The 23,488-nt window shown below is 32.8% G+C and carries 17 protein-coding genes; 6 read left to right on the top strand and 11 right to left on the bottom strand.

Annotated features, from left to right (window positions below):
- Genes FHK87_RS16000 through corA form a run of 3 tightly spaced genes read left to right on the top strand, consistent with a single transcriptional unit; the run spans position 1 to position 2,150 of the window.
- Positions 1 to 828: a mechanosensitive ion channel family protein gene (locus FHK87_RS16000; protein WP_140594770.1), complete on the top strand. Its 828-nt coding sequence runs from the start codon at positions 1 to 3 to the stop codon at positions 826 to 828.
- Between the two features lie 10 nt (positions 829 to 838).
- On the top strand, positions 839 to 1,078 hold the full coding sequence (locus FHK87_RS15995; protein WP_140594769.1) for a DUF7218 family protein: 240 nt from the start codon (positions 839 to 841) through the stop codon (positions 1,076 to 1,078).
- 13 nt (positions 1,079 to 1,091) lie between these two features.
- Positions 1,092 to 2,150, top strand: coding sequence for a magnesium/cobalt transporter CorA (gene corA / locus FHK87_RS15990; RefSeq protein WP_140594768.1), 1,059 nt, complete (start codon positions 1,092 to 1,094; stop codon positions 2,148 to 2,150).
- A 104-nt stretch (positions 2,151 to 2,254) separates the two neighbouring features.
- Here corA and FHK87_RS15985 read toward each other — a convergent pair whose 3' ends face one another.
- From FHK87_RS15985 to FHK87_RS15950, 8 genes are all read right to left on the bottom strand, one after another.
- A complete protein-coding gene (locus FHK87_RS15985) occupies positions 2,255 to 2,479 on the bottom strand; it encodes a hypothetical protein (protein WP_140594767.1) in 225 nt (74 codons plus the stop codon).
- 663 nt (positions 2,480 to 3,142) lie between these two features.
- Positions 3,143 to 3,937, bottom strand: a complete 795-nt coding sequence (locus FHK87_RS15980; protein ID WP_140594766.1) for a recombinase family protein — start codon at positions 3,935 to 3,937, stop codon at positions 3,143 to 3,145.
- Positions 3,924 to 4,376, bottom strand: coding sequence for a recombinase family protein (locus FHK87_RS15975; RefSeq protein WP_140594765.1), 453 nt, complete (start codon positions 4,374 to 4,376; stop codon positions 3,924 to 3,926). The genes FHK87_RS15980 and FHK87_RS15975 overlap by 14 nt, the downstream gene beginning before the upstream one ends.
- Positions 4,377 to 4,713: 337 nt before the next feature.
- Positions 4,714 to 4,992: a cobaltochelatase subunit CobN gene (locus FHK87_RS15970; protein ID WP_226294309.1), complete on the bottom strand. Its 279-nt coding sequence runs from the start codon at positions 4,990 to 4,992 to the stop codon at positions 4,714 to 4,716.
- Between the two features lie 261 nt (positions 4,993 to 5,253).
- Positions 5,254 to 7,146, bottom strand: a complete 1,893-nt coding sequence (locus tag FHK87_RS15965; protein WP_140594764.1) for a T9SS type A sorting domain-containing protein — start codon at positions 7,144 to 7,146, stop codon at positions 5,254 to 5,256.
- 788 nt (positions 7,147 to 7,934) lie between these two features.
- Entirely contained in the window at positions 7,935 to 9,329 is a 1,395-nt protein-coding gene (locus FHK87_RS15960; RefSeq protein ID WP_140594763.1) for a sulfatase-like hydrolase/transferase, read from the bottom strand.
- 222 nt (positions 9,330 to 9,551) lie between these two features.
- Positions 9,552 to 11,576, bottom strand: coding sequence for an Ig-like domain-containing protein (locus FHK87_RS15955; RefSeq protein ID WP_140594762.1), 2,025 nt, complete (start codon positions 11,574 to 11,576; stop codon positions 9,552 to 9,554).
- A gap of 350 nt (positions 11,577 to 11,926) precedes the next feature.
- Positions 11,927 to 12,841 carry an aldose epimerase family protein gene (locus FHK87_RS15950; protein ID WP_226294285.1) on the bottom strand — a complete coding sequence of 305 codons (915 nt, stop codon included), beginning with the start codon at positions 12,839 to 12,841 and terminating at the stop codon, positions 11,927 to 11,929.
- Positions 12,842 to 13,041: 200 nt separating this feature from the next.
- Here FHK87_RS15950 and FHK87_RS15945 point away from each other — a divergent pair, with 200 nt between their 5' ends.
- The 3 genes from FHK87_RS15945 to FHK87_RS15935 all read left to right on the top strand — a co-directional run bounded on the left by FHK87_RS15945 (position 13,042) and on the right by FHK87_RS15935 (position 18,087).
- The gene (locus tag FHK87_RS15945; protein WP_140594761.1) at positions 13,042 to 14,700 is read left to right on the top strand and encodes a sulfatase; all 1,659 of its coding nucleotides are present in this window, start codon (positions 13,042 to 13,044) and stop codon (positions 14,698 to 14,700) included.
- 205 nt (positions 14,701 to 14,905) lie between these two features.
- Positions 14,906 to 16,099, top strand: coding sequence for a formylglycine-generating enzyme family protein (locus FHK87_RS15940; RefSeq protein WP_140594760.1), 1,194 nt, complete (start codon positions 14,906 to 14,908; stop codon positions 16,097 to 16,099).
- A gap of 473 nt (positions 16,100 to 16,572) precedes the next feature.
- A complete protein-coding gene (locus FHK87_RS15935) occupies positions 16,573 to 18,087 on the top strand; it encodes a hypothetical protein (RefSeq protein WP_140594759.1) in 1,515 nt (504 codons plus the stop codon).
- A gap of 231 nt (positions 18,088 to 18,318) precedes the next feature.
- Here FHK87_RS15935 and FHK87_RS15930 read toward each other — a convergent pair whose 3' ends face one another.
- The 3 genes from FHK87_RS15930 to FHK87_RS15920 all read right to left on the bottom strand — a co-directional run bounded on the left by FHK87_RS15930 (position 18,319) and on the right by FHK87_RS15920 (position 23,310).
- Positions 18,319 to 19,887, bottom strand: coding sequence for an MFS transporter (locus FHK87_RS15930; protein ID WP_140594758.1), 1,569 nt, complete (start codon positions 19,885 to 19,887; stop codon positions 18,319 to 18,321).
- Between the two features lie 24 nt (positions 19,888 to 19,911).
- Positions 19,912 to 20,847, bottom strand: a complete 936-nt coding sequence (locus FHK87_RS15925; protein ID WP_226294284.1) for a family 16 glycosylhydrolase — start codon at positions 20,845 to 20,847, stop codon at positions 19,912 to 19,914.
- Between the two features lie 75 nt (positions 20,848 to 20,922).
- Entirely contained in the window at positions 20,923 to 23,310 is a 2,388-nt protein-coding gene (locus FHK87_RS15920; protein ID WP_140594756.1) for an alpha-amylase family protein, read from the bottom strand.
- Between the last annotated feature and the right edge of the window lie 178 nt (positions 23,311 to 23,488).

Raw genomic sequence — 23,488 nt, 5'->3', positions numbered from 1 at the left:
ATGGAAAACTTTGGATTGACAAAAGAAAATTGGGAACTATTTTTAAAATGGTTATGGGATTTTATTCCTGGTCTCATTTCTGCGATTATTATCTTTATTATAGGGATTTGGGTAATTAAAATTATCAGTAGGCTGTTACGTAAATTTTTCCAAAAAAAAGACTATGACGAAACTCTAGAACAATTCTTATATGATTTGATCAATATTGGATTAAAGGTATTACTAATCATTTTAGTGATCACGCAACTTGGTGTACAAACTTCTTCGTTGGTAGCTATACTAGGTGCGGCAGGATTAGCTGTTGGACTAGCATTACAAGGTTCTCTGGCTAATTTTGCAGGAGGTGTACTTATCCTCTTCTTTAAACCTTTTAAAATAGGAGATTTTATTGAGGCACAGGGAATATCAGGTACTGTCAAAGAAATTTCCATCTTTACCACAAAAGTCACAACATTTGGAAATCAATTAGCTATCATTCCCAACGGTAAGCTATCAAACGATAATATTATTAATTACTCTGTAGAAGGAAAGAGACGTGATAAAATAGATATTGGTATATCATATTCTAGTGATATTTATAAAGCAAAAAAAATTCTTTCTGATCTTATTAATAATCAAGAAAGTGTTCTCAATGATCCCCCTCCAGAAATTTTAGTAGCTGAATTAGGAGAAAGTGCTGTTACATTATCAATCAGGTATTGGGCAAATAATGAAGATTTTTGGTCAATTCACTTTTACACTATAGAAGAAGCAAAGAAAAGATTAGAATCAAATGATATTTCTATACCTTTTCCCCAACGAGAAGTTCATATTTATACAAAATCATAAAACAAGAAATATGGGAAGATCTAATATTAAAAATGAAGACCAGTATGAAGCTTTGGTAAATAAAGGATATAGTAAAGAAAAAGCAGCCCGAATTGCAAATACACCTGATAGTGGCAAGAGAGGAGGAAAAGCTTCTAGTTATGAAACTAGAACCAAAAAAGAACTTTATCAACAAGCAAAAAAAATAGGAATCCCTAACAGATCTAAAATGAATAAAAAAGAACTAATCAGTGCTCTTCGTAACAATTAATAAAATTTAAAAAATGTCAAGAAAATCTAGAGTTAAAAAAAATATAGGATTAACTCCTGGAACTATTGTGTATACAGGTAACAAAACTATTGAAGAGATTAATATTGATGTTTTTAATTATACAAAAACAGAAATTGAAGAAATTAACCTTAATCTTATCGAAGATAGTTTCAAACATAAAAAAAATACTTCTGTTACATGGATAAACATTAATGGATTAAATGACACAGAAGCACTCAAAAATATTGGGCTACACTATTCGTTACATCCACTGATCATGGAAGATATTGCAAATATTAATCAAAGACCAAAATTAGATGAGTACGAAGAATACATATTTGTTGTTTTCAAAATGCTATATTATGATAAAGACAAAAAACTTAAAATAGAACATCTAAGTTTAATTCTTGGAGATGAATACGTAATTTCTTTTCAAGAAGCAGAAGGAGATGTTTTTGATACTATAAGAGAAAGGATCAGAAATAATAAAGGTATTATTAGGTCTCAAGGAGCTGATTACTTGTTATATGCACTTATGGATGCCATAGTTGATCAATATTTCTTAATTATTGAAGCATTAGGAGAAAAAATTGAATATCTTGAAGAACAACTTTTCAATAATATTAGTGCAAAAGATTTGCCTCTTGAAATACAAAATCTAAAGAAAGAGATATTAAAAATCAGGAGATCTATCCTTCCGCTTCGAGAAGTGATCAGTAAATTAGAAAAAATAAATATCCAAATTACCTCCAAAACTAAAGATTATTTAAATGATTTATTAGATCATACATTACAAGTACTAGAGAACATAGAAATATATAGAGAGATGTTGTGGGGGCTTACAGAAATGTATATGACAAATATTAATAACAAAATGAATGAAGTCATGAAGACCTTAACTATAATAGCAACGATTTTTATACCTCTAACATTTATTGCCGGTGTTTATGGTATGAACTTTGATCACATGCCAGAGCTCCGTTATAAATATAGCTATCATATACTCTGGGGAGTAATGATAATAATATTCTTTGGATTACTATATTTTTTTAAACGAAAGAAATGGTTATGAGACTTACATAAACCAGAAATTAGGTCAATACAGACTGGAAATATAATAAATCTAAAAAAATCTATATATGAATATATGGATTTTAGTCAAATAATATAACTGTTTTAAGTTAAACTAGGAACACCTTTCAGTCGTTTCTCTATCTTCCTTTTCTTTTCGGTAAGACGCTTCATAAGATCCATTAAGTTTGAATCTTTTGTTTTTTTATAAATCTCATTAATACTTAATATTAAAGATTTAGCTTCCCTAGAAGCAGCAACTCTATCACTTGTCGTCATGTTGGACATTTTTCTATTTTCGAACTCTATTGCATTTTCTATTAGTTTCATAATTTCATACATGTTTAAATTGTACAACAAATACTAATCGTAAATAAATATAAAAATTGTTTAAATAAAAAACAAAAAAGTTAAACAAAAATACAATCTCGTTTGATTTTTGTTATTAATATGAAAAGGCGATCGATACAATTTATAGAAGAATTCTATTTCAAATAGAGATTGTTATTAAATTTGAATAAATAAATTTTTACTTTTATAAAACGAAAGGCTTTATCAAAATACCTGAATAGGTTCTAGTTCACAAATCGTCAACATAAAATATAGAATTTAGCATAACCTTTGTAAATATTGATATATCAGTTGCAGATTTGAATTCTACCGAGGTCACTTAAAGAGATAAATTTAACATTTATCTCTTTTTTATTTATATAAAAATCAATCACTTACCTCTATTTTGGTTCGAACTCAATCCAGTTAAGTTATATTTTTTTAAATTATATAACTATCTAATTTTCAATGTATAAAAATTCAAACCCTCCGATTTGGGTTAGAAAATATGTAATTTATATTTATTTAAGAAAATAATGTAACTTTCTCGCTTAGGACTGATTTAAGAAGACTTATTTTTTCTTTAAAATCAGCTTCCTTAAATCTTTTAGGCAGATCGATGAATGTTTTTATTTTTTCTATTCTATTTTGAAATTCAAATACTCAATCAAAATTATCTAATCTTAGTATTTCGTCTTCAAGATTTTTGATTTTTTGTAGATATCTTATCTTTGAATTTTTGAACGTTTCTTGATCCATAAATCCTTCAAAAAATCTATCTTCTGCTTGAGATATTATATCTCGAATCCTGGTTATTTGCTTTTGTATTTTTAGCCTATCCTCCTCCAAAGATTGTTCTTGTTCTTGAATTTCTCTCTTTATTTTCTTTTTAGCATTATCAAACTGTTTTAGATCAATACTGATCTTTTTTAAATAATTGTCAAAAAGATCGTGAGCTATTTTAACGGAGAATCTTTCTTTACAACCTTTTCTGCAATGATAATGATGATATTTTCTATTAGGATTACTTCCTGTTGAAGCACTTGCTGTCAAAACTTTACCGCATTGAGAACACTTGATGTATCCACGAAGAGGATATAGATAGTTTTTTGAGCCTTTTTTAATTAAATCATCATTTGATATAGAACTTAATTTTTCTTGAACTTTTTCAAATAAAGAAGTTAGTATTATTGGAGGATGCAGTCCTTCAATACTTTCAATTTTTTGATTGTTATTTGATTTCAGCATAACCTTTCCTATATATACAGGTTTTTTTATCAACTCATAAAACTGTGAAGAAGATATTGTCATACCTTTTTCTCTCATCTGTAGCCAAGCCTTTTTTATGCTTATATTTTCAGTTGATAGTAACAAAAATATATCTAAAACATGACGAGCATTTTCATCTGGTATCAAAGTGGATTGATTATTTGGTAAACGATAATTAGGTATATCCATATGGAGATTTTCCGGTCCAACATTCTTCTTTATTTGCCTTTTTTAAGCCTTCTTTTACTCGTATTGATAATCTATCATTTTCTATTTCAGATAAAGTTAGATAGACTGCAAGCATGATTTTGCTCTCTGGCAAACTTAAATCCAATGGATTATCAACTGAATATATTTCAATTTCATGTTTTTCAAACCAATCTATTTCTTGATAAGCTTGTTTTGCATTACGGGAAAATCTATCCCATTTTGTAAAGACTATTTTATCAACAATGGTATGATGTGTATTACAATACTCTTTTAGCTTTTTCCATATAGGGCGATTAAATGTTTTTGCTGAATAATCTTCTTCATAATGTTTCAAAATTTTGTGTTTTGCTTTTTTGGCAAAGTCCAATAAGCGTTCTTTCTGACTAGTAAAGACTAAATCTCTGCATTTTCTGTTCATCTGTAGAGACTCTACAATATGTTATTATATTACTCATTGTTAAATTATTATGTTAATAAATAAGACTATGAGTAATATAATACAGAAAGAAGCTTATAGTCTTATATCTTAATTTATAATAAAAAGAATTTTGATGAATCAAATTTTATAAAGATTAAAATTGTTGATATGAAGTTCCTAATAGTAAATGATGAGTGACATTATCGGGAGAGATTGAAATATTTAACCTTTCTATTGACAATTTACTCGAATTAGAAACATTTATAAAAACCTACTCAACATTAATAGTAGCTTCATAAAAGTTATACTCTTATTTACTTTTATTAATACCTGAATCTTATAAATTGGTAGTGGCATCATAAGCAAAAAGATAGTCCATAGTAGCAGCCATTTCAAAAGCTCCTTTATAGCCATGCTTTCGCATCCCTTTTATCCACTTCGGATTCACTACTCGAGATCTAAACACTTTTAGTAATTCTTCTTTTAAAGATTTTACTTTTGGATTTTCAGGTCTAGAATGATATTCAAAATACGTTTCTGGTTGACTACATTTTATTGTACTTACAGCAGTTGTCATTCCTCCCTGAAATTGATAATAATCATCAGAATCTAAAATATCATACTATCTATTGTCCTGACTTTGCATCACTACCTTAATAGAAGACAATCGTTTTTTAAATGTTTCGTGAGCCGATATGCCACTATTGTTATTTCCATAATAATAACTTCAATAGATTTAATACCGAATTACCTAAAACTGTAATAATAAAAATATCTTCACAATTCAAAAGATCGTGAAGATATTTTTCTATACAATTAAACTACCTAAATCTGTTAGAAGTAAATATATGTTTTATTGAATCTCTAAAATTACATTTTATTTTATGATAAGTTTTTTAGTTACAACTTCGTTTTCATTTTCGATCTTAACCATATATAAACCTTTAGGTAGACCATAAGTATTAAAAGAATTGATTTCACCTTTGTTTACTTCTTTGAACACCTCTTTTCCACTTGAATTAAGAATTGAAACAAAGGACCCCTTTCTGGAGGTGATGTTAACGATATTAATAGTAGGGTTTGGATATACCTCTATTTCATTTTGCTTATGCAATATTGATAATGTTTCTGTTCTTTGTTGCTCACAATGACCAATTTCTTTCCATTGAGCTATTGAACATTGAGAGTTTCCACCCGGTCTACATTTACCATTACTTGACACTAATTCATATAGTGTACCTTCTAACTTTACCCTATCACCTATTGCATATATATCAGACTTTTTCCAAACAGATACATCCGTACAATTAAAATTATCCATGTTATCCGGATCAGAAGGTGCTAAACCAGCTGAACCAGGTGGTATAGGTATATTTACATTTCTAGTTTGATTTGGATTTCCCTCAACTGTAACGGTAATGTCGTTAAAGAAATTTCCGTCTTCTGTAATAACCCTAAAAGTTGCAGAACCTTTTTTTAAAGCTGTCACAATTCCTGTATGGGCATCTATTCTCGCAACATCCATACCTGAAACACTATAAAATGTAAAGTTTTTATTCGTAGCTTCTTTAGGACTGATCACAGGTGTTAGTATGGTATTTCCACCAACTCGTAAAGGTACCTCTGATTGCTTTATAACCACATCGGTTACCGAAACTTTGGGGGAGAGATCGCTAATTGGTTCAAACACTTTAACATATAAAACTTGCATAGTCTGCGGAAAAAAATTCTTCGCTCTTTCTAAAATTGAAGGATCCGGCATTACAAATCTATTACTGCAAAATTGGTTATAAGGTGCTCTGATTCCTAAAGACAATGTAATTCTCATCGGATTTGACAAATCAGATTCTTTTTGCCACAATATATTTGGCTTTCTCCCAATCTCTTTTCCATTTACATACCAGACTATTTCCTGAGAAGTAACCAAACAACCAAATATATTTATATCCCTAGGTTCGAATTCGTGTGTTTCATTTCTTTGTGCTGCAGTGTTTTGTTTTGGTCTCCACCACCTTCTACCTGTTGTACTACCAATAGGGCCTACTGCCAATCCTCCATTTTGATCTACTGCTGGAATAAAAGCTCCAACCGGTGGATTAAGAGAAGTATCAAATTTTTGCCTTGTAGATGCCGTAGTAATAGCATGTAAGTTGTGATCCATTACTTTTCTTGTTTCCTCATTTATCCCCTCTTGAGTAAGTTCTACAATGTCGATTTCAGAATAACGAACCCTACCTACAGTTGAGTTCGATTTTATGGAATTATATAACCAAAATGCTGGTGAAACCCCAGGAAAACCATCGCTCCCTTTTATAGCTGCCTCATAATACCCATAGATAAAATCAGGAGTAGTACTTCTCAACATACCAGAAGAAAACCTAACTGGAACTAAAGTAGATGATGGACTTCCATCTACACAGCCTGATGGAACTCTATTTTCTGGAAAACCAGACTCGTTATACCTCGCTGTTATATACAAAGACCCATTTTTCTGTTCAATATTTTGGTTATTACGCCAAACCCAACTTTGAACATTTTCGGGGGTCTTTGCCCATTTCCTTGTATCGTATTTAAAGTTGGAATCAGGGAAATGATCATTATTGAATAAATCTGATCTATCCCAACGTATTCTCCAAGATATATTAGGTTTGTCTGCTTCTCCATATGGACGAGTTCTTTCTTCCAAAGTTTTTTCATTAAAAGTTTGACCGATGGAATTACTAATAATAAATAAAATCGCAAAAAGGTTTAAAAAATATTTTTTTTTCATTTTAAATAGTTAATTAGGTTTTAAGAATTATTAAAGTTTAATTGTATCAAGACTAAAAAAGACCACATGTTTACATTTTTAAAGGCAAAGAAGCACCTTGTATTTTTTGGTCCTTTAATTTTGTTTGTGAAGTATTCTAAATTCCAAAAAATGTAAGAGGAATAAAGCTCTATTCTACAATTTTAGTAATGTGATGACAGGGTTTTGAATTTAGAACCATATTCAAGCATATACCAGAATTTTTCAAGCTTAATTCAAGTTTTGAGTAGAAACAATATTCAACTACTCTTTTCAGATAGATTTGGGGGGACAATAAAATAATTCGCATTGTTAAGTTTATTATAGGGAACGAAACAAAAGTAGTCTCAAAAAAAACACACAGCATGCATCAAATTATCATAAGACCAAACTATTTTACCTTTGACAAAGCATTTATTTCACCATAACAATATCAATAATGTTTTTAGGGTATAATTTAGTTTTCCAGGTTAATTTATTACCTTTAGAATATTATTAATCAATTTATAATATCAGTAATTAGTTGTTACGAATTTTAAGCTGTCCAATACTCAAGAACAATGATGTATGAATCGGTGTGTAGAAAATCAAAAAAAATAAGAGTCCCTAAAAAAAGATATTTACATAAAATCAGATGGTTCCTCTTTTTATCTAAAAAGAAACCCACAACTATCGTCGTGGGCTCTTCATTTTGTAAGAAAAATTGAGAAAAAATAGTAAAAACAATAGCCAATAATGCTTGATAAAAATAATCTACTTTTAAAACTTCTTCAATCTTTTAAACTACCATTTCTATAGACGTCCATACGATCAATATCATATTTTTCAAATTTCCTTTTTAAAAGCCAAAGAGGTCGTTCTAGGGTTAGCTCCCATTCAAATATCTTTTTGAACATCTCCTTAACTTTTTCTGGGTATTGATGTGCTAAATTGTATTGTTCAGAAATGTCTTTTGACAAATCATATAATTCTGCTGGCCTATCCGGAAAACGGATCAATTTCATATCTCCCTCCCTTAAAACAGCTCTTACGTCTTTTTTCCAAAATAATTCTTGATGCGGCCGACCTGTTGTATTTTTGTGAATCAAGAATGGTAACAAATCTACACCGTCTATTCTGGTTAGATCCCCAAGATTTCCACCCGCGGCACTATAAAAGGTAGGTAACAAATCCAGTGTACTAACAGGATGATTATATAATATCTCTTTATCAATTTTATCAGGCCAGCTCAGGATAAAAGGAACTCTTAGTCCTCCTTCCAAATGATTGGATTTGGTACCACTCAATGGTCTGTTATCCGAGGCATTCTTGTCTGTGGGCCCTCCATTATCATTAGAAAATACAACAATAGTATTTTTGTCTAATCCAAGTTCTTTAAGTTTATCCAAAACTTTTCCACAAGCCCTATCCATAGCAAGAGTCATGGCTGCAAGTTCTTTTCGCTTTCCGTTAAGATTTGGAAATTTTTCCAAATCTTCTTTTCTAGCTTCCATAGGTGTATGAACAGCATTAAAAGATAGCATTACAAAAAAAGGGGTATGCTTATTATTTTCTATGAAATTGACAGCTTCATCGGCTAACAAATCTGTCACATAGGATTTCGGTTCTTCATAATTCCCAAAACCGCGTTCCATTCTTTTATCATGATGAATTTTTGAAGGATCTGAATATTCAAAATAGCTCCTATCTCCTCCTCTAAAACCATAAAATACATCAAAACCTCTTTTTAACGGGTGATACCTATCCGCATCACCCAAATGCCATTTCCCAAACAAAGCATTGGTATATCCAAGTTTCTTTAAATAATCTGCCATAGTCACCTGATTCAATGGTAATCCCATATCATCACCTAATAAAGCAGAGTTCTTGCTCATATATCCTGGGACATTAATTTCTTCATATCCAAATCTTTGTTGATACCGACCAGTTATCAGTCCAGCTCTGGATGGTCCACAAGTCGCATCGGTAACGTACCCTTGAGAAAAAATTACACCTGTACGAGCCAACTTATCCAGATTAGGTGTTTTCATAATTTTACTTCCTTGAAAACCAAAATCTGAATACCCTGCATCATCAGCAAAAAGTAATACGATATTAGGTTTTTGTTGACCAATAATTAGTTGTGTCACTAAAAAAATACTGGTAAAAATAAATTTGTATTTCATTACATTTTTGTTAATCATTACTTCCTACTTTGTTCTCTTTCTAATTTAATAAACTATAGTAACAACAAATCAAAAGAGTTCGGTATAATTTTTAAGGTTGTAAGATAGTAAACAAGCAATTTTCATTGTTTTGTTGAGAATAATTTGAGTAAGATGAAGCTTCACAATGAAAAAAGATTGTTTTCACCACATTTCTATATCATATACCGAACTCATAATCAATTATTTTATGACTAATTGTTTTGAAAAGGTATGAGTACCCGCTTGTATTTTTAATACGTATAGTCCACTCAAATTACTAACGTCAAGCATCATTCTGTTGTCTACAATTGATTGTGGTATAGAAATCTCACTTCCTAAGATATCGACGACCGTAACTTCTACATCATCACTTTTGAAATTGTTGAGTGTCAGAGTCACGTAATCTTCAGTAGGATTAGGATACACCTTGATCATATAATCCAAATTTGCAAGGCTTGTACTAAGTTTTTGATTTGTCTTACCTACAGCTTGTAGTTTCCATTGAGTCGCATTAGTAATCTCTGAACTAGGTCTTAATTCAATCAAACTATTTATCTTGTTCGTTTTAGGCCTTATATATTTCCCTGAAGCTCTATTTCTTAAAAACACATATCCTGAATTGGAAGGCATTTCTTTCCATTGTGTCCAAGCTCCAACAAATGTATTAGGCTGCTGCTCCAAGGTAGTACCATCTGATCCATTTGCTGCTTGAGGTATAAAGTATTTTCCTGTTTTTACATTTTGCAAATAAAACCAACCATTATCCGTATTTATCTTTCTCCATTTTACCCAATTACTGATATTACGAGCTGGTGAAAGTTTGATACTTGCTCCATTTTTATCATTAGCAGGACGAAGTTTTCTTCCAGACATTCTATTTACAATATAAAATTCACCGCCAGGGTTAGGGTCAGGATTTGAAGAATTAACAATAACAGTTACCGTTTTCTCGGTTTGTACTCCTTTGTCGTCAAAAGCTACAACTCTAATCGTTCTATTTCCATTTGGAGCGGATGTATACCCAAATTGATACGGAGAACTTGCTCGTGTTCCTAAAAGTTGAGTTCCATCGAAAAACTCTACTTTAGAAATACTTCCATCCGTATCAGAAACATTTGCTTGTATTAAAATTTCTTGCCCAGCATCAAATTGTTCGTTAGACTTAGGATTAGTAATTACTAGTTGAGGTGGAATATTTGCTCCTGTGGTAGTTTTATTCCAAACTCTTATATAATCTACATACATAGACTCTGGCAGTTCTCCTAATTGTTGCCTCGCTCTCTCTGCCAATGTTTGTAATCGCTGATTATTAGGATAATCACCTTGTGGATCGAATGATGTAAAAGCGTTGCCTCCAAAATCAACAAAGGGTACTCTCATACCTAAGGACATAATAACACGCATTGGTAATTTTCCCCAATGTGTATTTTTTAAAGTCTTCCCTATTTTTTTACCATCAACAAAGAAATGAATCTCATCACGAGTAATCTCACACCCATAGGTATGCCAATTTTTTCTAGGATCAAAACCAAGAGGATACTTATTTAATTGTTCATCTGGATTTTGTTTAGGTCTCACCCATCTTCTTCCATTACCGTTTTTAAAAGCAATATGCAGATTTGATTCTGTATCTTCTACCCCATCCTGAACTCCATTGTAGAAATCATGCTGTTGTAGTTCCTGAATATCAATTTCGGTGTAGATCACACCTCCATCTGCTGGATTGTTATCAAAAAACTTACTGTATAACCAAAAAGCAGGACACAATCCTCTTGAGCGGTCAACACCACCATTAAAAGGATGTGGGTTTGGATTGTCGATGTCTGCCCCTCTGATAACAGCTTCAATATATCCCTCAAAATTTACAGGTAGTACTTTTTTGGATTGGAGACATCCCGAGTTGTAATATTTCCCATTTACAGCGATAGAAGTTCCGTCAGGATTTACACCATTATATCTGGCGGTAATTTTTGCAGAACCTCTGTTAAAATATTCTCCTCTGGCAACGTTGGCCTGATTGGTTAAATTCCAAGCCGCGATATTGGGCAAATTATTAGTTTGTTCCCATTTTTGAGACCAATTAATTCCACCGTTATCAAATTCATCCGACATATCACCCACCAAAACAAAGGTGTCATCAGGATTAATAGTTTCTACAGGTTGTTGTCCTCGTAGTTCGATAATCATAAGAAACAACAACAATGCTATTGCAACATTTTTTTTCATAAGTAATTGAGTTTATGTTAAATATTGCGAGCAAAACTAGGGTGACAATCACATTCTAATGAGCTGAAAATTAACTTACTATAGCACTATTTTACCTATTTGCTAAAAATCAAGATGCTCCTGCTAATCAGATACAAGAGCGTTTTAGAGCATTAAAATTATATAAATAGTGTATAACAAGCTGTGAAGAAATCTAATAGAAAATATTGAAAAACCTTTAACCCACGTAAAACCTAAAAACGGTCTTACTTGTATATGGAGTATTTGGATACGTAATTCCTTTTGGTGTATTTTCTAGGTTTGGTGCATTAGGATATCTATGGGTTTCGCAGCAAAAACCTTTAAATTTATCATATTTGGTCACCATTTTCACGACTTAATTGGTCAGAAATAAAATATCCGGTGTAAAAAAGCATTCCTGGTTCTGTTGTAGAAACATCTAGAGCTCGTTTACTAGTGGGATGAAAAAACGAAGCCATTTTAGTCAATTCAAAATTATTATCGAATAAATAATAATGATAACATCCTTTTTCCAAAGCTTTCATCATAGTCCCAATTGCTTTTCCTATTCTAAAATCTTCATCTTTTTGATCTAATGAGACGATAGTGCCATTAGCTATACCCAAGTCACTCAATTCTAATAAGTGATCCAAATAAATAATTGCCTGGTGATGCTCTACATTTTCGGCAAAACCAGATAAGTTAAAATACGTATGATTTGTCAACGATATTGGTGTAACCATATCAGTCCCCGCATGATATGAAATGCTTAGTTCGTTAGCATTGTTCAAATGAAATTCTACGGCAATAGAAACATTACCTGGATAACCTTCTTCCATATGAGAACTTTGTAATATCATAACAAGATACGTTTGACCATCTTCTTCTCTGCAAGTTGCTTCCCACATTTTTTTATCAAACCCTTTCCATCCACCATGCAGATGATTTCCTCTATCATTCTTTGGTAATCGATATTTTTGTCCCTCTATCTCAAACACTCCTCTATATATGCGCGATGCACATCTTCCTATTGTGGCTCCAAAATAGGGGTTGTGTTTCAAATAGTTTTCCGAAAAATAGGTCTCTATATTATCAAAACCACAAGTAATTCCTTCCAACTTCCCGTTGCAATCAGGAGTCACTATAGAAGTTATTGTTGCCCCATAGTTGGTTATTTTAACCTTTATGTTATTATCATTCGATAGTTCAAATAGTAAAAGCTCTTTTTCATTATTATAGCCTACCTTTCTTTTTTCTATATGCATACCTCTTTTTATATAGATTGAAGTTTTTGTTTCGTTAAAATTAATATGAAATCATAATGGATGCCATAAGGAAAGTTAATTTAGTGTATACATAAGGTAATTCATGAATTCTAAGATTGATCATCATTACCTATTTTCGCTTGATACATTCTTTGTAGTACTCATGTGCTGAAACAATTAATTACATAAATCAATCATTGATGAAATTATTTCATTTTGCATTCTTATTATTACTCATTGGAGGTTGCAAGCAAAAGGAACTTTCAAAAAAGGATATACAAGAAGAAACTAAACCTAATATTTTATTTATTGCCGTAGATGATTTACGCCCTGAGTTGGGTTGTTATGGTTCTGAAATTGCAATTACTCCAAACATTGATTCGTTGGCGGCGAACGGTTTATTATTTAATAAGGCTTATACACAACAGGCTATTTGTAGTCCATCTCGAGCAAGTTTAATGACCGGTTCAAGACCAGAAACGATTAAAGTAGTCGAGAATTATGCCTATTTCAGAGATGTTAACCCTGATATTATCACCTTACCCCAACATTTCAAAAACAACGGATATGAAACCATTCAAATAGGAAAAATATATCATAAACCATCTTTTAGTGATCCTGAGCTTTCTTGGAGTAGAGAGCCCGCTTTGGAGAGAATGAAATTTACCAGAGAAACAACTCCGGGTGGATTTGCTCTTCCAGAAAATCAAAAGATGTACAAAGAGAATAAAGCCGATATGATTGCCAAATATGGAAAGGATGCTGCGAGCAAAGGATTAGGGAAAGGTCCCGCGTACGAAAAAGCAGATGTTGCTGATTACTTTTACGAAGATGGATATAATGCACTACTAGCCAGAGAAACTTTAAAAGAACTTAAAGAAAAAAATTCTGGCAAACCATTTTTCCTTGGAGTAGGTTTCAAAAAACCTCATTTGGATTGGTTAGCTCCCAAAAAATATTGGGATATGTATGTTCCAGAAAACATAAAATTATCTTCTCAAACGAAAGGTCCAGAAAATGGAGCTGCCATGGGGTTGCACCCTTCTTTTGAATTGCGCGTACGAAGTGGTATTCCCAAAAAAGGAAAAATCAATGACTCCCTTGCCCGAATATTAAAACATGCCTATCTAAGTTCGGTTACCTATATCGATGCGCAAATAGGTAAAGTAATACAAACTTTAGAAGAACTTGACCTAAGGGAAAATACTATTATTTTACTTTGGAGCGATCATGGTTGGCATTTAGGAGAAATGGGAATTTGGGGTAAAGCTACCAACTACGAAATTTCTACTCGTGTACCTATGATAATAAATACACCTAATATGCATAAAAGCAATAAAGGTACTTCCACAGAAGCACTGGTAGAGTTGGTCGATATGTATCCTACTCTGGTAGAGTTAGCTGGTTTACATCCACCAGAACATTTGGAAGGGCAAAGTTTTGTTCCACTTCTAGAAAACCCAAATATGGAATGGAAAAAAGCAGCGTTTAGCCAATTCCCTTCTCCGGCACTTCGAGAATGGGCAGCAAATCCTCTTTCACAAGGAATGCGTGAAACTTATTTCGGCCCTCTTATTGTCGAGGTGGAAGAAAAGATTAAAAACCAACAACAAGAAAAATGGGATAGAGTCCTATTTGAAAACAACCTGATGGGATATGCAATGCGAACCAAAACCCATCGATTAATTGTTTGGAAAGATTATACAGATAAAGAAAAGCCTCCGGTGTTTTTAGAACTTTACGATCACATTAGTGATCCTGAAGAATCTGTTAATATAGCAAATGAAAAACCCGAAATAGTTACAAAATTATTAGAACAATTTAATAGAGGATGGAAAGGAAACATGGCTAGTAAATAAATATGTCACACCTGAAATAATATAGATGCCCATTATCCCAAATGGAATAGGATCTTAGCAGTTTTAAAAACCACTGCAATTCGAGTACTTAACTTATGCAATCAATAAAAAAAAAATCAAAGTATTGCTAATTTTTATATAATGGAAGCAATGATTAGAAAGAGAACTCTAATTTTGCTACGCAAAACTCAACATTAATAATTTCATGTATAACCAATCACAATCGGAAAGAATATCTACTTCGATATTTAAATCTAAAATATACATATTTAATATTAAACTGATCTGGTTCTATTTATTGGGAATTTGCGCACTATTTAGTTGTAAAAAAGAAATAAAAACATTCTCTCCAAAAGATTTTAATAAAAAAGAAAAAACCACTTCTAAAAGCTTTGACTTAATTACCAAAATCCCTGAAGGGACATCTATTCCTGATGGAATGCAATGGATTCCAGGCGGAGAGTTCTATCAAGGCGCCGTGGATCATGATACTATGGCTATGAATCATGAAAAGCCAAGACATAAAGTTGCCGTAAAGGGATTTTTTATGGACACTGTAGAAGTAACCAATGCGCAATTCAAGAAATTTGTGGAGGCAACTGGTTATATAACCCTTGCCGAAAGACCGGTGAATTGGGAAGTACTAAAACTACAACTACCGCCCAATACTCCTCGTCCGCACAATTCTATTTTGCAACCCGGTTCCCTTGTGTTTCATAAAACCAAATCTTCGGTAACTAATTTTAGAAATTATGCGCAATGGTGGAATTGGACCATAGGAGCTAACTGGAAACATCCTTCTGGTCCCAAAAGTTCTATAGAGGGTAAAGACAACCAACCCGTAGTCCATATTGCATTTGAAGATGCTTTGGCCTATTGCAAATGGGCTAAAAAAAGGTTACCAACAGAAGCCGAGTGGGAATATGCAGCACGTGGAGGAATAGAGAACGACATATTTTTCTGGGGAAATGATCACACTACACTAACAGAGAATGCAAATACTTGGACAGGTGAGTTTCCCGTATACAATGATCAAAAAGATGGTACAGAGTACCTGGCAGATGTTGGTTCTTACTCTTCTAATTCATATGGTCTTTATGATATGGCAGGGAATGTTTGGGAATGGACAACAGATTGGTATAATGTTGATTATTACAAAGAAATCAGCCAACAGGATGTTACAGTAAACCCAAAAGGTGCATCAAAGCCTTTAAACCCATCTAATCCATATGCAACCGAAAAAATTATTAAAGGAGGATCTTTTTTATGCAGTGATACATACTGTGCAAGCTATAGGTCTTCGGCCAGAATGAATGCTTCTCCAGACTCCTCTACAGATCATATTGGATTTCGGACAGTAGTGAGTATAGATCAATTGTTATCCAAAACTAGTAATTAGGAAATTCAATTTTTTGTAACAGTTCTTTTTAAATATTAACAAGAACACATTACTTCATTATGACAAACAATTCTGTATCAAAAACATTGTTTTTTTAGATTTTGATAACATTTTTAATTGTCAATTAACAATTAAAATAAAGCCCCTATAAAGAAGGTTAAAATAGTGCTTATCAGGGTTAATAGAATTTTATAGATCATTACTTTTTTAAAATAATTTTACACAATTATTAATTGCAATGTCGACTTGCTCAAAACTTAATTTAACACAAACTTATATTAATTAAAACCGTAAATACTGAACAGGTATAATGCACCCATGTTAAATTAGAATAGAGTCTCACTCTATATCTAAACTGTTCTATTCCATAATTTACTCAAATTTTAACAAACTATTAATCAGTGTATTAAAACATACTAACAAGGGATGCATTGTGCCATAATTTAAAATTTACGATCAAAAATTTTGATATTATGAATACCAAATCAATTATAAAAAACACATGTTTATTACTCATTTTTTTGACAATTATCAGTTGTTCACCTGATCAAATTGAAGAAATAGACACTCAAAATATATCTTCAGAAACCTTTGATGAAGGGAAAATGGGGTCTGTTTTTAGGAGAAACAACTTTTACACTCCTCCTCCTTCCAACATAAAAAGAGTAGTATTTACTGGATCTACGAGCGCCGATCTGAATCTTTTCATTAATCAGAACAAAAGAGATGGCGCCATCATAGAAATTCCTCAGAACACATATACATGGGGGAAAGTTGTTTTAAAATCTAACATTCATTTAGAAATAGCTGCAGGTACCATTATTCAACCTGATTTGAATAGAGGGGCTATATTTAATATTGGTGCGAGTGGAAATGGAGAACGATTGCAAAATGTTAGTATCATTAGTAAAGATGGCCGGTTTACAATAGACATGTGTGATTCCAGATTTACTAATCAATTTATTGCCGCTGCCCGTGTAGGACGTGTTGACAACTTTAGATTGGCAAATTTTGATATCAAAGATCGCAGAAGTATATTAAACTCAATACTGATGATTCATGTTTCTGGAGCATCCGAAAGAAAGCCAGGAGCCAAAAATGGGATCATAGAAAATATAAGTCAAACTGGTTCCCATACAGGATATGGTTTAGTTCAAACTTATAATTGCAGTAATGTTTTGTTTAAAAACCTCAGATGCGAAGGTGGGATTACCTTGCGATTAGAGACCGATGATAGGTCTATGAAAAACGATGTGAAAAATGGAACCAAAGATGGAGGTGTTAAGGATATTTTTGCAGACGGCATTCATAATACAAGAGGTTTATCCTCGTTGATGTTATCTCCTCATTTTGCACAAAACGGAAAAGTGACTGCAAGAAGAATTACCAGTAATAGCTCAGGCTTTACTATTAGATATGATGAGGGAACCCTGTCTATATTTGATGCACAAAGAGCTTTTCCTCTTACTGATGCAGGTAAAATACAGTTTCAAAATTTTGTGAAATCTCAATTTTCAGGATTTTCTGGCAATGCATTTAGAGAAAATGCCTTTAAACGAAATAACGGTACTCAATGGGCCGTAAATCTATCTCCAGAAATTTTGGATCATCCGAATAGATCTCAGTATATAAGAAGTCAAATTGGAAATTTGAGAGCTGGAAAATTTGTTAATCCAACAGCTACCAATGTAGAAGCTAAGTATGGGACTAAAGCTAAGTTAAAACAAAAACATCTGAAATTTGTTCCTTGTAATCAGTGGAATAAAATGACGGATCCAGGATCAAGTTTTGGTTTGTTTAGAGGATTTGAATATATAGGTCCCTCTGGAGGTATAAGCATTGGAGATGGAGTAAGAATCACCAATCAAAGATGGAACAATTTCCCAAGTGGATTTATTCAAAACATAACAGATAACACACAACCAAAATGCAGCAATAGCCCGAATAGTATTCAACAAGTTTCTGGCAGCTATCCAAACTGTAATTAACTATATATTCTTTCCTTTACAAAAGACAAACAGCCTCTTGGTTATAGAGGCTGTTCTTTAATATACTAACAGGATCAAAACTATCTTCTTAAATCTATAATCGCTTTTCTATTTTTGTTTCCATTTCAGATTAGAAAATCCTTTAAACAAGGCTTTTTGCTGCTTTACTATACTATTATTTAGATCGCTAACACCCTGTAACCTTTTCTACACCAGTAATTAGCATTGGTTTTATTGTTTTCGTTGAAGTTTTAATTGAATCTCTTCTATTGTTAAATTTTTGGTCTCTGGTAAGAACTTATAAAGAATAATCAAACCTAGAAATACAATACCCGAATAGAAAATAAAGATTGTACTTGCTCCCATATTACTCAGTTGCCAGGGAAAAAAGAATTGCACCAAAGCACTTACTGAGCTTGAAACTAAGGCGAATAAAGGTATTGCTATCCCACGTAAGGAGATCGGAAAAATTTCTGAAAACAACACCCACATAATAGGCCCAATTGAAAAATTAAATGCTGCAACAAAACTCAAGATTCCTAATAAAATCAAAAGCGCATTGATATTTGCAGACTCCTTCAAAAAGACGCTTGAATTATCTCGTGCAGACTTGTTTCCCATTATGGCTTTAACTGCTTTTTTGAATTCAATATCATTGCCGTATTCTTTTCCTACCAAGATATTCAGTTTTTCAACCTCAGGAATAGTGTCCATTTTGGCAATAGCCTCTTTGGTAATTGTATAGGTTGCCGTATTAAAACCATATGCACATATTGCTAAACTTAAAATTATCCAGGTTAGCCCTCCGATCACCAAAGGACGTCTTCCTATTCTATCAATCAAAACCAAGGATAAAATTGTCGCTATTAATCCAATAACACCTAACCATATCGCACTTGCAAAAGCACCATCTGTACCCAGCCCCAGTTGCTCAAACATCGTAGAAGCATAGGTCATAATAGCATTTATACCTGTAGATTGTTGCACTATAGCCAAAGTAAGTCCAACAATTAGTACTATCCTCATAGGTTTACCAAAAATCTCTGACAATTGGGAACCTATTGATCTATTGCTGTTTGAGTTTTCTACACTTTCTTTCATCTCCAAAACATGTCCTTCGACTTCACTTAGTGCATAAACTTTTAACAAGGATTTTTTAGCTTCATCGACCTTGTTTTTATAAATAAGCCAAGCCGGACTTTTAGGGATTTTAAATAATAGAATATACCATATCAAAGCAGGAACAATCTCTATCCCCAGCATCCACCGCCACCCGGTATGAGTCAAATTTATGACTTGTACCCATTGCGCATCAGATGACATTTGTTGTAAAATCCAATAGTTGATAAAGTATGCTGCCGAAAATCCTATTCCAATATTAATTTGTAACATAGAAACCAGCTTACCTCTCTCATTAGCTGGAGCAATTTCACCCATATACATAGAAGCCAATGTAATAGAACTAAAAGCTAATCCTCCTAAAAAACGTGCTACAAAAAGCGTTATAAACGATGTCGCCAAAGCAGACCCAACCGCAGAAACGATATAAAGTAAGGCTATGACTTGCAGTGTTTTTTTTCTACCATGCTGGTTACTGGACCAAGCTGATAATGGTAACGCAATGAGTACCCCCAACCCAGGACCGAAACCTATAGCCCCAACTTCCCAATCATTCAAGTTAAACTCGGAGGTAATGAACTTAAATCCGCCAGAAATTAATGCCGCATCAAGACCAAACACAAAGCCTCCTAACGCTACAATTGTTGCATATATGTATGCATTTCTTTTTTCTCTACTCATATTAATCCTAGTAAAATAGGTTATTTATACTTGTTTTTGCCAGACCCGAACATAATCTATTTGATAATCTACAACTCCATCCTCTTTTTGATCATCTGGGCTATTTACTTCTAATTCTTCTTTACTTTTTGGATATCCATTCCAATGAAAAATTTCCATATCTAACCATAGATGAATTGGAACTTTGGCTACATAACCATTATAATTTTCGTCCACATCTCTATTCTGTTTGGCCCATTTGGTCACTTGTTCTGCACTTATCACAGATAATAATTTTCCATCAACATAGTATTTTACTCCTTTTTCATTCCATTCGAAACCATATACATGAAAATCTTCTGCCATTCTAAAACCAATGTCTTTTCGTTCTGTGTAAGTAGGTTTCCCTCTTAGCTGTTTCCAATCTCTTATAGACCACCATAACTCGCTATCCAGATGTTGTTTATCTGGACCCACTCCATCGCCAAAAGATTCAAAAAAATCCATTTCAATACCCTTACCAGTAGACCAAAAAGCGCTGGTAACTTGTGTATCGGCAGATTTGCTACGTATCTCGACATATCCATATTTGAATTCTCTTCTACCAATAAAACAAGCTGTTGTTATATTTTCATAAGGCATTGCTTCTCCTAAAACAGGCACTCTAATTTCTTTACTGAAAGGAAAATCAGGTTCCCATCGCACTTCAAGATTTAAAATTCCATCTTCCAAACGATAATTTCGACCAGAAAACTGTGAAGGTGCTCTTCCTTTCCAAACTTTTTTTTGGGGTTTATCCGGGTGCTTATAAAACGGTTTTCCATTTTTAAACTTACCTACTATGTACCATTTTTCTTCGTCAATTTCCGAATCATTAAATTCATCGCTGACCTCTTCATTCAATAACCAATTCCCATTATTTTCTTGATCGGATAGTGGTAGTACCTGATTATTTATCACTTCAGAAGACGGATGTTTCACTTTTTTATTTTGACAACTACTTATCAAAACTATATCGAGTATGATCAGGAAAAAGCATAGTTTTTTCATTGAATTTTATATTCCTTTGGTAATATTTATAAGCAAAACTCCTTTGGACTCTAATTTAAAACTTGACTCCAGTTCACTACCATTTAGCATATTAACCACTCTCAACTCTCTACTATCATTGCAACTAATTTTCAAATCAGCTGTAGTTTTTCCCAAATTAATAATAGTCATAATATACCCCTTACCCTTTGGATCCTCACTTATTCGCCAAGTACAGCTTTTATGACCAGAACTGTTATTTTCCTTAATTTTAATATTGGATATATTATTGGTAACACTTGATAGGGTTAATTCCTTAAAAGCATTCAGGTTACTTTCTTTGGGGTAGATTAAATTTCCGTTACCTGATGTTAACCGTTCCTCACGTATTTGTCCATATTCATTTTTAGACAAACTATTTGTACTATCAATAATAATAGTTCCGCCCTGATCCAAGTAAGATTGTAATGCCAAAAATTCACTATCCGTTACATACTCGGTCTTATAAATCGCAATGACATCCCAATTACTGTGGTCTTGTTTTTGGATAATTTTTTCCGTTGCAAATCCAAGAGTTAATCCTTCAAAGTATAGCGATTCATATAGTTCTGAATGTTCTGTCATGTGATACTTTTTATTGATAGCTGATGTCTCTGAATGAAATAACCTCAACGGTCTTCGCTGATCACGAAGTGCTAGAATTTCTTCAGAGAAGCTATTCAAATCATACATAACCTGTGAAACTTCGTTGACCACATGCGGTTGCATATTGACCGAACCGGCATAAGAACCCGCTAATGCAGGATCAAAAAAGTTTAATTCTCCTTCCAATCGATCTTCTGGAGAACCATCAGGGTCTCTTGCCCAAAACCAAGACAAACTTACATCCATACCATGTAAAGTCGCCAACCAAAAACTACTCCTCACATAATCCACGGGTGTATCCAACTCCCTCCATCCGGAAGTAGATAAAAAATGACCTTCAGAATTAATGTGTATTTTTTGAGGAGAAACAGATTCTTGGAAATCATAAGAATGCGCTAATTCATTCCAATAAAACGCATAATTTTCTTCCCATTTTTCTGGTTTTTGGGAACGGTAGTTTCTACCTCCTGTTATTTTTGCATCATCCCCTATCATCGAAGTCAATTCTGTTAGTGCTTCATAATCCACCCCGTGCGACCGATAATCATCTACAAATAATTTTGCCATTATTTTTATATGGGTATCTGCATCTGGGTTTACAGATCTTAATTCGTTTTGCAAAAAGGTGAACCACTCTGTACCTCTATCCATATTATATCTGCACCAGTCATACCAGATTGGAGTTCCTCGCTTGGCTTTGTCCATTGGGATCTCAATATCGATACCATCAAAATCTTTAAAATTGCTTTGCCAATTTTTATTTAATGTATTAATCTCGTCATCATATTTTTTGGAAAGCCAAACTCTAAATTTGTTTAAAGTATAAGATGAAATTGAATTCATCTCCAGAAAATTATAGGTCCAATGTCCTTTTTCTGAAAACCAATGGGGTTCGTTTGATAAAATATATCCTAATTGTGTTACTTTTTTATCTTTTGTTACCTCTCCTGTTTTTTTGATTACTTTACTCCATACGTCTCTTACCAAAGGGTTATCTATATCAAATCCGGTAAATAAGGATCTCCCCTTGCCAATTTCGGGCTCTTTCTTTTTCATCCAATCCGGCACTCCCATATTCCAAAACAATAGAAAACCAATATTGGTATCAGGTACTTCTGTGATATAGCTCAAAAGTTTTTCATCAAAAGTACCATCTTCATTAAGCATATATGGGTTACTGGGCCTATCTTGATTTACTTCGTATAAATGGCTTCCTGTATGATAAATTGCTCCCAAATGATCATTATAGACATTGTTATCTGTTAACGGAGCTCCAACAGTTTTGGAGAAATAATCATGTAAAAAAACCGGCCTCCCATTGTTTGTCAAAGTATTGTCTTCTACCTCAATATTTTGCCAATCTATTTTTTGAGCAGCCCTTCTTGTAATATTGTCATCTATAAGATCTTTTAAATTCTTAATCGCTACGTCTAAAATTTCAATGACTTTTTTTCTTTCAAAATCCGGTAATTCGTTTGCTAATTTTACTTTATCCTCTTCATATTTTTGATAATATCCGAATAATTTCTCGACTGCATCTCTATTCGTTTCATCCCAATTAGCGAACTTTAGAAACTCTTTGGCAAACCACAACGTAGTTTCTTCTCGGGTTACATCCAATGATTTATTTTGAGCTTTTTGTATTAACCCTTGCAATACTTCAATTTTGTGTAAAGCATCTTTGTTATAACTATTTTCTTCTTGATTACAGTTAGTAAAAAAACAGATAAGTAAAATAAGTAAAGGGTATTTTATAAAAAGTCGAGACATTTTTTTTCGATAAATATTGGTTGTTGTACTGTTATTGCCAAAAACAATGTTTTTCTAATATTATACATCACTTACAAAAGTGACCTGTTGGTCATAAGATTGATTAATTAATTCTATTTCTAAAACATAAACAGAGGAATAAAGTAGCCCTCTGTTTATTATTTTAGATCCTTTATAA

The organism is Aquimarina algicola (assembly GCF_006443095.1).
Taxonomy (GTDB): Bacteria; Bacteroidota; Bacteroidia; order Flavobacteriales; family Flavobacteriaceae; genus Aquimarina; species Aquimarina algicola.
Note: the sequence above shows the minus strand (reverse complement) of the source record. Positions and strands in the feature narration are given on the sequence as shown.

Excerpts from the sequence above, each read along its gene's own strand:
- FHK87_RS16000 (WP_140594770.1), top strand. The coding sequence starts at position 1 with ATGGAAAACTTTGGATTGACAAAAGAAAATTGGGAACTATTTTTAAAA.
- FHK87_RS15995 (WP_140594769.1), top strand. The coding sequence starts at position 839 with ATGGGAAGATCTAATATTAAAAATGAAGACCAGTATGAAGCTTTGGTA.
- corA (WP_140594768.1), top strand. The coding sequence starts at position 1,092 with ATGTCAAGAAAATCTAGAGTTAAAAAAAATATAGGATTAACTCCTGGA.
- FHK87_RS15985 (WP_140594767.1), bottom strand. The coding sequence starts at position 2,479 with ATGAAACTAATAGAAAATGCAATAGAGTTCGAAAATAGAAAAATGTCC.
- FHK87_RS15980 (WP_140594766.1), bottom strand. The coding sequence starts at position 3,937 with ATGGATATACCTAATTATCGTTTACCAAATAATCAATCCACTTTGATA.
- FHK87_RS15975 (WP_140594765.1), bottom strand. The coding sequence starts at position 4,376 with ATGAACAGAAAATGCAGAGATTTAGTCTTTACTAGTCAGAAAGAACGC.
- FHK87_RS15965 (WP_140594764.1), bottom strand. The coding sequence starts at position 7,146 with ATGAAAAAAAAATATTTTTTAAACCTTTTTGCGATTTTATTTATTATT.
- FHK87_RS15960 (WP_140594763.1), bottom strand. The coding sequence starts at position 9,329 with ATGAAATACAAATTTATTTTTACCAGTATTTTTTTAGTGACACAACTA.
- FHK87_RS15955 (WP_140594762.1), bottom strand. The coding sequence starts at position 11,576 with ATGAAAAAAAATGTTGCAATAGCATTGTTGTTGTTTCTTATGATTATC.
- FHK87_RS15950 (WP_226294285.1), bottom strand. The coding sequence starts at position 12,841 with ATGCATATAGAAAAAAGAAAGGTAGGCTATAATAATGAAAAAGAGCTT.
- FHK87_RS15945 (WP_140594761.1), top strand. The coding sequence starts at position 13,042 with ATGAAATTATTTCATTTTGCATTCTTATTATTACTCATTGGAGGTTGC.
- FHK87_RS15940 (WP_140594760.1), top strand. The coding sequence starts at position 14,906 with ATGTATAACCAATCACAATCGGAAAGAATATCTACTTCGATATTTAAA.
- FHK87_RS15935 (WP_140594759.1), top strand. The coding sequence starts at position 16,573 with ATGAATACCAAATCAATTATAAAAAACACATGTTTATTACTCATTTTT.
- FHK87_RS15930 (WP_140594758.1), bottom strand. The coding sequence starts at position 19,887 with ATGAGTAGAGAAAAAAGAAATGCATACATATATGCAACAATTGTAGCG.
- FHK87_RS15920 (WP_140594756.1), bottom strand. The coding sequence starts at position 23,310 with ATGTCTCGACTTTTTATAAAATACCCTTTACTTATTTTACTTATCTGT.